Origin of the sequence: Streptomyces sp. C (genome assembly GCF_000158895.1) — a bacterium.
GTDB lineage: Bacteria > Actinomycetota > Actinomycetes > Streptomycetales > Streptomycetaceae > Streptomyces > Streptomyces racemochromogenes.
Genome location: NZ_GG657750.1, coordinates 6,524,027 through 6,533,887, shown reverse-complemented (window position 1 = coordinate 6,533,887; position 9,861 = coordinate 6,524,027). Strand labels below are relative to the sequence as shown.

General features: G+C 73.4%; 9 protein-coding genes and 1 pseudogene. 5 read left to right on the top strand and 5 right to left on the bottom strand.

Annotated features, from left to right (window positions below):
- Positions 1–779: hypothetical protein (locus tag SSNG_RS29330; RefSeq protein ID WP_007267558.1), on the bottom strand; the 779-nt coding region annotated here is incomplete at its 3' end.
- Between the two features lie 324 nt (positions 780–1,103).
- On the opposite strand from SSNG_RS29330, the gene SSNG_RS29325 reads away from it, so the two are divergent.
- From SSNG_RS29325 to SSNG_RS29315, 3 genes are all read left to right on the top strand, one after another.
- Complete coding sequence (locus SSNG_RS29325) at positions 1,104–1,520, top strand: SsgA family sporulation/cell division regulator (protein ID WP_007267557.1); 417 nt, start codon at positions 1,104–1,106, stop codon at positions 1,518–1,520.
- A gap of 196 nt (positions 1,521–1,716) precedes the next feature.
- Entirely contained in the window at positions 1,717–3,360 is a 1,644-nt protein-coding gene (locus tag SSNG_RS29320) for an ABC-F family ATP-binding cassette domain-containing protein (RefSeq protein WP_007267556.1), read from the top strand.
- 252 nt (positions 3,361–3,612) lie between these two features.
- The gene (locus SSNG_RS29315; protein ID WP_007267555.1) at positions 3,613–4,584 is read left to right on the top strand and encodes an acyl-ACP desaturase; all 972 of its coding nucleotides are present in this window, start codon (positions 3,613–3,615) and stop codon (positions 4,582–4,584) included.
- 83 nt (positions 4,585–4,667) lie between these two features.
- On the opposite strand, the gene SSNG_RS29310 is transcribed toward SSNG_RS29315, so the two are convergent.
- Positions 4,668–4,904 carry a WhiB family transcriptional regulator gene (locus SSNG_RS29310; RefSeq protein WP_007267554.1) on the bottom strand — a complete coding sequence of 79 codons (237 nt, stop codon included), beginning with the start codon at positions 4,902–4,904 and terminating at the stop codon, positions 4,668–4,670.
- An 82-nt stretch (positions 4,905–4,986) separates the two neighbouring features.
- On the opposite strand from SSNG_RS29310, the gene SSNG_RS38215 reads away from it, so the two are divergent.
- Positions 4,987–6,051, top strand: a complete 1,065-nt coding sequence (locus SSNG_RS38215) for a DUF6183 family protein (protein WP_129593347.1) — start codon at positions 4,987–4,989, stop codon at positions 6,049–6,051.
- Here SSNG_RS38215 and SSNG_RS29300 read toward each other — a convergent pair.
- A complete protein-coding gene (locus SSNG_RS29300) occupies positions 6,048–6,545 on the bottom strand; it encodes an HAD domain-containing protein (protein ID WP_007267552.1) in 498 nt (165 codons plus the stop codon). The genes SSNG_RS38215 and SSNG_RS29300 overlap by 4 nt on opposite strands.
- Before the next feature lie 79 nt (positions 6,546–6,624).
- Positions 6,625–7,647, bottom strand: coding sequence for a non-homologous end-joining DNA ligase (gene ligD / locus SSNG_RS29295; RefSeq protein ID WP_007267551.1), 1,023 nt, complete (start codon positions 7,645–7,647; stop codon positions 6,625–6,627).
- 75 nt (positions 7,648–7,722) lie between these two features.
- On the opposite strand from ligD, the gene SSNG_RS29290 reads away from it, so the two are divergent.
- Positions 7,723–8,790 (top strand): ATP-dependent DNA ligase, encoded by a 1,068-nt coding sequence (locus SSNG_RS29290; RefSeq protein ID WP_007267550.1) that lies wholly within the window; start codon positions 7,723–7,725, stop codon positions 8,788–8,790.
- A gap of 99 nt (positions 8,791–8,889) precedes the next feature.
- On the opposite strand, the pseudogene SSNG_RS42420 reads toward SSNG_RS29290, so the two are convergent.
- Positions 8,890–9,861, bottom strand: a pseudogene (locus tag SSNG_RS42420) (FAD-dependent oxidoreductase); the annotation flags it as partial.

Genomic DNA, 9,861 nt, shown 5'->3' with positions numbered 1-9,861 from the left:
TCACGGAAGGCCAGGGCGAACACCCCGCGCGCCGGGTCCCCGCCGGGGACGGTGGAGTCGGCGACCCGCCAGGTCAGGCCCCGGTCGGCGGAGTGCATCACCCGCGCCGTCGACCCCCCGCCGGTGGCCAGCCACACGTCCCGCGGCCCGGAGGCCGTCAGGCACTGCCCGCTCGCCGCGAACCCGGCCTCGCCGGGCAGCGCCGGCGGCATCCCGGCGTCCGGGAGCACCCGCCAGCTGCGCCCGCCGTCGTCGGTGGCCAGGAGGCGGAACTTCCCGTCGACGGGGTCGCTCACGGCCAGCCCGTGGCGGGGGTCGAAGAAGGTCAGGCAGTCGTAGAAGGCTCGCGGATCGGTGTTGCGGAAGGCCTCGGTCCAGGTCGCGCCGCCGTCCTCGGTGCGCAGGACCCGGGAGGCCTCGCCCTCGCCGATGGACAGGGCGACCGCCCGCCGCCCGTCGAAGGCCTCGATGTCGCGCAGTTCCAGCCCCTCGGCCACCGCCGCGGGCGGCGAGACGTCCCGCCAGCTGCGGCCGCCGTCGCCGGTGCGCAGTACCCGCCCCTGGGAGCCCGCGAGCCAGGCCGTACCGCGGCTGACGGCTGCCAGGCCGCGGAAGCGGACGCCGTCGACGCCCGTCTGCCCGGTGTCCTTGACCGCCCAGCCGGCGCCGCGTAAGGCCGGCGACGGGGCATCGCCGCCGTCCCCCTGTGCCTGCGCCGGCGCCACGGCGGTGGCGACCAGCAGGGCCGCCGCGCACATGCCAACTCCCAGAAGTCTCATGGCGCGGGAAGCTAACGCACCCGCGGAGGCGCCGTCCAGGGTGCCTCCACCCGCCCCGGGGGCCCCTCCCGCATCCGCTTACGCCTGCGGAGCGATCGAATACCGGACGTATTGGGATCGATTCGCGGGCCGGGTCACCGCTCCCGCGCCCTTTGACCGCATGTCACCATCGCTCACTCTGTGCGATCACACGGATGAGATCGCGCCAATCGGTGACACAGCTCACGTCATCCGCCATGCACGGATTTGCCGATTCCGGCGTCTATCCGGTTGCCGGGCTCCACCCCACAGCCCGACAGCAGATCCGCCGCAAGGGAGCGAGCCTTGATCACTGTCATCGAGCAGGCCGTGCAGGCCCGACTGATCGCCACCGCACCGAAGGTCGAGACCGTCCCCGTCACCCTCTGCTACGACCGCTCGGATCCCTTCGCCGTCCGCATGGCCTTCCCCGCCCTGGCCACCCTCGAAGGCGTGGAGGTGTCCTGGACCTTCGCCCGCGAGCTGCTGATGTCGGGGCTGCGCCATCCGTCCGGGTGCGGCGACGTGCGGGTGCGGCCGTACGACGGGGACCGGACCACGGTCGAGTTCCACGCGCCCGAGGGCGTGGCGATCGTGCTGATGACCACGGCCGAGCTCCAGCGGTTCCTCGAACGCACTTCCGCGCTCGTGCCGCCAGGTCTGGAACACCGCTATCTGGACATGGACCACAGCCTCGACGAGCTGATGCGCGGCTCCTGCTGATTAATTCGTTTGCGGGCGGCCCCGGGCCGCCCGTAGCTTCGTGAAGGCCCTGCAGTCGCCGAAACGGAGTAGGACATTGCTCTTCTGAGGTACGAGACACCGACACCTTCAGCCACCCGCCGCATCCTCGCGGATCCCGTGGCAGTCGGCCGTCTCACCACGTTGCACGCACCATCCACGCAACCTGGAGGCCTCCATGAGCCATGCCCCTGTTTTCGCCACCTGCACCGCCCTCTCCTTCGACTGGCCCGACGGCAGCCCCGTCCTGGACGGGTTCGACCTGACCGTCGGGCCCGGCCGGACCGGCCTGGTCGGCCTCAACGGGTGTGGGAAGTCCACCCTGTTGAAGCTCCTCGCCGGCGAGCTGACCCCGTCCTCGGGGCAGGTCTCGGTCGCCGGGACCATCGGCTACCTCCCGCAGGACGCCACGCTCGACACCGCCCTGCGGGTGGACGAGGCGCTCGGCATCCGGGCCGCCCGCACGGCCCTGCACGCCATCGAGGCCGGTGAGGCCACCGAGGCCAACTTCACCGCCGTCGGCGACGACTGGGACGTGGAAGAGCGGGCACTCGCCGTCCTGGACCAGCTCGGCCTCGCCGGAGTGGGCCTGGACCGGACCGTCGGCGAGCTGTCGGGCGGCCAGTGCGTCCTGCTCCGGCTGGCGGCCCTGCTGCTCGCCAGGCCGGACGTACTGCTCCTCGACGAACCCACCAACAACCTGGACCTGCGGGCCCGGCGCCGCCTGTACGCGGCCGTCGAGTCCTGGTCCGGGGTGATGGTGCTGGTCAGCCACGACCGGGAGCTGCTGGAGCGGGTCGACCAGATCGCCGACCTCCGCGAGGGTGAAGTCCGCTGGTACGGCGGCAACTTCAGCGACTACGAGCGGCTGCTGGCGGCCGAACAGGAGTCGGCCGAGCGGATGGTCCGGGTCGCCGAGGCCGACGTGCAGCGCCAGAAGCGCGAACTGGCCGACGCCCAGGTCAAATTGGCCCGCCGCAAGCGGTACGGCCAGAAGATGAACGAGAACAAGCGCGAGCCGAAGATCGTCATGGGGGCCCGCAAGCGCGCCGCCCAGGAGTCGGCGGGCAAGCACCGCATCATGCACGCCGAGAAGCTGTCGGACGCCAGGGAGCGGCTGGACCAGGCCGTGGAGGCGGTGCGCGACGACGCCGAGATCCGCGTCCGGCTGCCCGCCACCCAGGTCCCGCCGGGGCGGCGGGTGCTCACCCTGAGCGATCTGCACCTCGCCCACGGCGGCGCGCGGGTGGCGGGCGAGTGGGAGGTGCGCGGCCCGGAGCGGATCGCGCTGGTCGGCGCGAACGGCTCGGGCAAGACGACCCTGCTGCGAACCGTCGCCGGCCTGCTGCCGCCCGCGTCCGGGGAGGCGGCGACCCACGTCCCGGCCCGGTTCCTGCCGCAGCGGCTGGACGTGCTGGACGACGAGCGTTCGGTGGTGGAGAACGTGGCGCGGTTCGCCCCGCAGGCCACGAACAACGTGATCCGGGCGCGGCTCGCGCACTTCCTGTTCCGGGGAGCCCGGGCGGACCGTCCGGCCGGCACCCTGTCGGGCGGCGAGCGCTTCCGGGCGACGCTGGCGGCGCTGCTGCTGGCCGAGCCGGCTCCGCAGCTGCTGATGCTGGACGAGCCGACGAACAACCTGGACCTGGCGAGCGTGCGGCAGCTCGGCGCGGCCCTGGAGTCCTACGAGGGCGCGCTGCTGGTGGCCAGCCACGACGTGCCGTTCCTGGAGTCGATCGGCATCACGCGCTGGCTGCTGCTCGACGGCGGGGCGCTGCGGCCGACCTCCGCCGAGGAGGTCCGGGGGTCAGCGGGGCAGTAGCGCCCACGCGCAGGCGGTGCGCGGGAGGGGTTCGGTGGGGTGGTCCGCGCCGTCAAGGCTGTGCCGCGGACCACCTTCCGGCGTGATTCTCACCCCTGCGGAGCAGTCCGGCACCCCCTCAAACTGCATAGATAACCGGATGTAGCCGGACAGAACGATGGCTGGGGCTTGGCGCTCCTTGATGTCGCGCTTAACCTACGACTCCGTAGGCTACGGAACCGTAGGTAATTCGCTTTGTCCCCAGGAGCACCCGTGACGATCACCTCTCCCCACCTCGGCAGCTCGGAGGCGTGGACCGACGCCAAGCTGCTGTACGCGCTGGAAGAGGTGGTCGAGAAGGAGCTCAACCGCCATCTGAAGGTCACCAAGGACTGGATGCCCCACGAGTACGTGCCGTGGAGCGACGGCCGGAACTTCCCGGGCTTCTTCGAGGACGGCGAGGCCTGGGACCCCCAGCAGTCCAAGGTCACCGACATCGGCAAGATCGCCCTGGTCGTGAACCTGCTGACCGAGGACAACCTGCCCAGCTACCACCACGAGATCGCGACCCTTTTCGGCCGCAACGGCGCGTGGGGCACCTGGGTGCACCGCTGGACCGCCGAGGAGGGCCGCCACGGCATCGTGATGCGCGACTACCTGCTGGCCTCGCGCGCCGTGGACCCGGACAAGCTGGAAGCGTTCCGCATGCAGCACATGTCGGAGGGCTTCGAGTCGGACAACAGCCACTCGATGCTGCACTCGGTCGCGTACGTCGCCTTCCAGGAGCTGGCGACCCGCATCTCGCACCGCAACACCGGCCACCAGTCCGGTGACCCGGTCTGCGACCGGATGCTCGCCCGCATCGCGCAGGACGAGAACCTGCACATGATCTTCTACCGAAACCTGCTGGCGGCGGCCTTCGAGATCGCCCCCGACCTGACGATGCAGGCCGTGCGGGACGTCGTCGTCAACTTCCGGATGCCCGGACACGGCATGCCCGGCTTCGAGCGGATGGCCGCGCAGATGGCGATCGGCGGGGTCTACAACCTGCGGATCCACCACGACGACGTGCTGAGCCCCGTGATCCGCTTCCTCAAGATCATGGACATCGAGGACCTGGGTCCGGAGGGCCAGAAGGCCCAGGAGGAGCTGGGGCTCTTCATGAACGGCCTGGACTCCGAGGCCCGCAAGTTCGACGAGCGCCTCGCCGCGCGCGCCGCCCGCATGGCCGCCCGCAAGGGCTGAACCGCCACCCGGAACCCCCGGCCCCGCCGGGGGTTCCGCCATGTCCGCCGGCTCCGCCGGGGGTTCCGCCCGTCCGCGCCGTTTCAGCCGCGCGGGCGCAGGGCGGAGCGCTCCGCCTCCGACAGCCCGCCCCACACCCCGAAGCGCTCGTCGTTCGCGAGCGCGTACTCCAGGCAGGCCGCCCTGCCCTCGCACGCCCCGCAGAGCCGCTTCGCGTCCTGGAGCGAGGACCCCGGCTCCGGGAAGAAGAAGCTCGGGCCGGTCTGGGCGCACAGGGCCTGGTCGTACCAGGCGGGGGCGGCAATGGAGTTCATCGACATGCGCCGATCGTGGACGGGCGGGATGGACGTCCGATCAACACCTGATCAACAGCGGCGCTCGTGTCCGATTAGGGTGAAGATCATGGAAGACATTCCGTTCGCATGGGGTGAGCCGGAGCGGCGTGCCGCCGAGGGTGACGTCGCGTCCGTGCGCGAACTGGGGGCGCGGCTCGCCGACGGGTACGAAGACGCCACCCGGCGGGCGCGGACGTACCAGGAGCAGCTGGCGCGCGTCGTGCGGGTGCTGGCGCTCACGCCGGGCCGGGAGAGCCTGGTCGAGCTGATGCGGCTCGTCGACGAGAAGCGGCTCCCGTCGCATCCGCGGGAGCTGGCCTCGCTGCTCGCCGAGCACCAACGGCCCGCCGATCTCGCCGCCGCCGTCTTCCGCCGCCCCGGCGCGGGGACACCGTACGAACTCGAAGCCTGCCTCTTCCAGGAGCTGCTCCTGCGGGGCGTGGACATGCACGGCTTCCCGCCGCCGCCCGCCTCGCACCCCCTGTCCTGGCTGCCCGGGCGGCTGCGCGACTTCGAGTCCGGCGCCGAGTTCCCGCGCCGCTCCGTCAACGGCTCCGCCTACGGTATCGGGACCGAGATGCCGACCGAGGGCCGCGTCGACCCGCCGGTGCCCCGCGCCGCCGAGCGGTCGGCGCTGCGGAACTCGGTCACCGCCGAGGTGCACGAGGCCATCATCGCCGCCCCGGAGTCGGGCGAGTGGGGGAACGCCGACGCCTGGGTCTTCCAGCCGGACGAAGCCCTCGCCCCCGAGCAGGTCCCCGCCCTCCTCCCGACGCTGCCGATGCCCTGTACCGACGTCGGGCCCACGGGCCGCTTCGAGGTCGCCCGCACGCCGCTCGGCGACGTCTGGCGGCCGCTGTTCGCCTCCGCGTCCATAGGCGGGATCTACGGAGGGGGCGTGTGCGGAGCCTGGGGGCGGATGTGGGCGTGGCGGTCGATGGCGGGCCTGGCCGGCGCGGCACCGGGCGCCGACGCGGAGGAGGTGGAACGCCTGGCCCGCGCGACCACCTGGTTCCGCTTCGAGGCCGACTCGGGCTGGTTCCACAACGAGGTCGGCGCCGACTTCGGCATCGCGGCCCTCTCCCCCGACCACCGCCGCCTGGCCGTCCTCACGGCCACGGACACCGACTAGCGCGGCCGTCCCCACTGCCCGAACCAGCCACCGAGCGCGGCGAAGTCCGCGTCCGTCAGGCCCGTGCGCGGGTCGACGCGGTGGAGGAGGGCGCGGGCCGGGTGGTGGGTGGCGGCCCAGGTGCGGTCGGCGGGGGTGATCTCGTCGTCGGCCCAGGCGAACGGGCGCCCGCCGGCCCGTTCCAGGATGGTGCGGGTCTTCCAGTGGAGGCCGTCCCGGCCCTCGGCGTCGGAGGGCTCCGGCCAGTGGATCACGGGCAGGCGCGGCAGGCCGAGGCGCGGGGAGAGCGTCTCGTTGGCCTCGTCCTCCCAGGTGGTGGCCCACACCAGCTCGCACGGCAGCGCCAGCAGCCGGGGCCCGAGCCCCGGGTCGAGCCGGGCGAGCAGGGGATTGCCGGGCCCTGCGGCCGGGGGGTAGCCGGTTCCGCCGAAGGGGATCAGCGGGCCGTCCACGTCGAGGAAGAGCAGCGGGATTGGGGCGGGAGCGGCGTCCATGCCGCCAGGCTAGGTCCTGTCGCCCCTGCCGTGCCAAGGAGTTGCCCGCGCTGCGGGTTCCGGGGAGTCGGGTCGGCTGTCAGTCCTCGTGTTTGGCGCGGCTCGGCTGGACGCGTTTGGGTTCGCCCGGCATCTTCGGGTAGTCCGGCGGGTACGGCATGTCGCCCAGGCCGTGGTCGTGTTCGTCGCGGGCCGCGAGTTCCAGGACGGGTTCCAGGCTGAAGGCGTGGTCGTCCATGTCGGCGTGCAGGTCGCCCAGTTCGGCGAAGCGTGCCGGCATCGTCACGATGTCGAAGTCGCGCGGTTCCGCGTCGTCCACCTCGTCCCAGCGCAGCGGCGCCGAGACCGGGGCGTGCGGGCGGGGGCGGACGGAGTAGGCCGAGGCGATGGTCCGGTCGCGCGCCGTCTGGTTGTAGTCCACGAAGATCCGCTCGCCGCGTTCCTCCTTCCACCAGGCCGTGGTGACCTTGCCCGGCATGCGGCGCTCCAGCTCCCGGCCCAGGGCGATGGCGCAGCTGCGGACCTCGGTGAAGGTCCAGCGCGGGGCGATCGGGACGAAGACGTGCAGGCCGCGGCCGCCCGAGGTCTTGGGCCAGCCGCGCAGCCCCAGCTCGTCGAGCAGGGCCCGCAGTTCGTGCGCCGCCGCCACCGCGTGGTGGTAGTCGGTGCCGGGCTGCGGGTCGAGGTCAATGCGCAGTTCGTCCGGCCGGTCGGTGTCCCCGCGGCGCACCGGCCAGGGGTGGAAGGTCAGGCAGCCCAGGTTGGCGGCCCACAGGACGGCGGCCGGCTCGGTCGGGCAGATCTCGTCGGCCGTGCGGCCGCTGGGGAAGGCGATGTGCGCGGTGGGGATCCAGTCGGGCAGGTTCTTCGGGGCGCGCTTCTGGAAGAAGGACTCCCCCTCCACTCCGTCCGGGTACCGCTCCAGGGTGGTGGGGCGGTCGCGCAGGGCGCGGGTGATCCCGTCGGCGACGGCCAGGTAGTACTCGGCGACGTCCCGCTTGGTGAGGCCGCGCTCCGGGAAGTACACCTTGTCCGGGCTGGACAGGCGTACCGCCCGCCCGCCCGCTTCGAGCTCGATCGCACCACCCGCGCTACCGCCCATGGGCGCCACGGTAGGCGGGTGCGGGCGGACTCGCACACCGAGCGGGCCCGGACGGACCACCGCAGAATCGAGGGCATGGACCTGCCGGTGATGCCGCCCGTGAAGCCGATGCTCGCCAAGTCGGTGAGCAGGATCCCGCCGGGCATGCAGTACGAGGCCAAGTGGGACGGCTTCCGGGCGATCGTGCACCGCGACGGGGACGAGGTGGAGGTCGGCAGCCGTACCGGCAAGAGCCTGAACAGGTATTTCCCCGAGCTGGTGGCCGCGCTGAAGGAGAACCTGCCGGCCCGCTGCGTGGTCGACGGGGAGATCGTCGTCGTCCACGGCGGACGCCTCGACTTCGACCGTCTCAGCGAGCGGATCCACCCCGCGGCCTCCCGGGTGAAACTGCTCGCCGGGACGACGCCGGCCAGCTTCGTCGCCTTCGACCTGCTCGCGCTCGGCGACGAGTCCCTCCTCGACACCCCGCTCGGCGAGCGCCGCAGCGCCCTCGTCCACGCACTCTCCACGTCCCGGCCCCCCGTCCACCTCGCGCCCGCCACCACGGACCCCGCGCTCGCGCGGGAGTGGTTCGAGCGGTTCGAGGGCGCCGGGCTCGACGGGGTCGTCGCGAAACCCCTCGATCTCCCCTACCGGCCCGACGCCCGCCTCATGTTCAAGATCAAGCACGAGCGTACGGCGGATGTCGTCGTCGCCGGTTTCCGTTTCCACAAGAGCGGTCCGATCATCGGATCGCTACTGCTCGGCCTGTACGACGGCCACGGCACCCTCCAGCACGTGGGCGTCTGCGCCGCCTTCCCGATGAAGCGCCGGGCCGAACTCGTCGAGGAACTCGAACCCCTGCGCATGCCGGACCCGGCCGGCCATCCCTGGGCCGCCTGGGCCGAGGAGGCGGCCCACGAGACCGCCCGGCTTCCGGGCGCGCAGAGCCGCTGGACGGGGAAGAAGGACCTGTCCTGGGTACCGCTGCGCCCCGAGCGGGTCTGCGAGGTGCGGTACGACCACATGGAGGGCGACCGCTTCCGGCACACCGCGCAGTTCGCGCGCTGGCGCCCGGACCGGACGCCGGAGAGCTGTACGTACGCCCAGTTGGAGGAGGTCGTCGGCTACGACCTGGCCGAAGTGCTGGGCGGCACCGGCTGAGCCGCCGTGCCGGCCCGCTCCCGCACCCTCGGGAAACGGCTCGGCTGCGGACGGGGCAGGCTCTGCCCAGCGACCCGGGCAGGATCCGGCCCCGCCCGCTCACCCGGCTGCGCCCCGGGCCGCGCCGGGTACCGCTGCCCGGCCCGGCCCTCTCCCGGTGCCGGTGAGCTGCTCCCATTCCGCCCGGTCCGGGCCCACCGCGTTCGGCGTCCAGTCCGGCCGGGCCGCCAGCCAGCGCGCCACCCTCGCCCGGACCTCGGGGTCCGCGTAGGCGCGCTCGGGCGGCTCGGCCAGGTGCCGGACCCTGGCCCGGGCCCGCATCACCTCCGGGTCCTCCAGCGCGCACTCGAACAGCGCGGCCGCCTCCCGTGCCCGGCCCGCCACGCCGGCACCGCCCGCCGCGCCGGCCCCCGCGGCGAGCCGCTCCCCGACCGCCGCGTCGGCCCCGACCTGGAGGTCGAACCACGGCTTCAGGGTGCGCAGCGCCCAGCCGTGGTACGCGGCGGCGAAGCCGAAGGAGCCCGGGTCACGGTGGGCCGTCCGGGCCACCCGGTCGGCGGCCCACAGCGCGAGCGAAGTCCCTTGCCCCAGGGTCGGGTTGGTGTGGGTGAGCGCGTCGCCGACCGGCACCATCCCGCCGGCCACCGGGCCCCGCCCGTCGGCCAGCGGGCTCCACCGGTTGTCCAGGCCCGCGGTCGCCAGCACCCCCGACAGCGGCTCGGCGCCCAGCCCGAGCCAGGCGGCGCCGGGCGGGAAGGCCCGCGCGGCGGCCTCGAAGACGGCCGGGTCCCGCAGGGCGGCGCGGGTGGGGTCCCCGGTGTGCGCGAACACCGTGACGGCGAAGACCCGGTTGTCGGACGGGAAGACCGCACAGCCCGCGAAGGCGCCGCCGGTCACCGTCCACGGCTGGCGCGGCCCCTCCTCCGTCCCGTCGGGCAGCCGGTACCAGCGGCAGAAGTACGCCAGGCCGGTGCGGTGCCGCTCGACGGGGGCCGGACGGCAGCCGGCGGCGGCCGCCAGGCCGGCGGAGCCGCCGCGCCGGCCGGCCGCGTCCACCACGAGGTCGCCCCG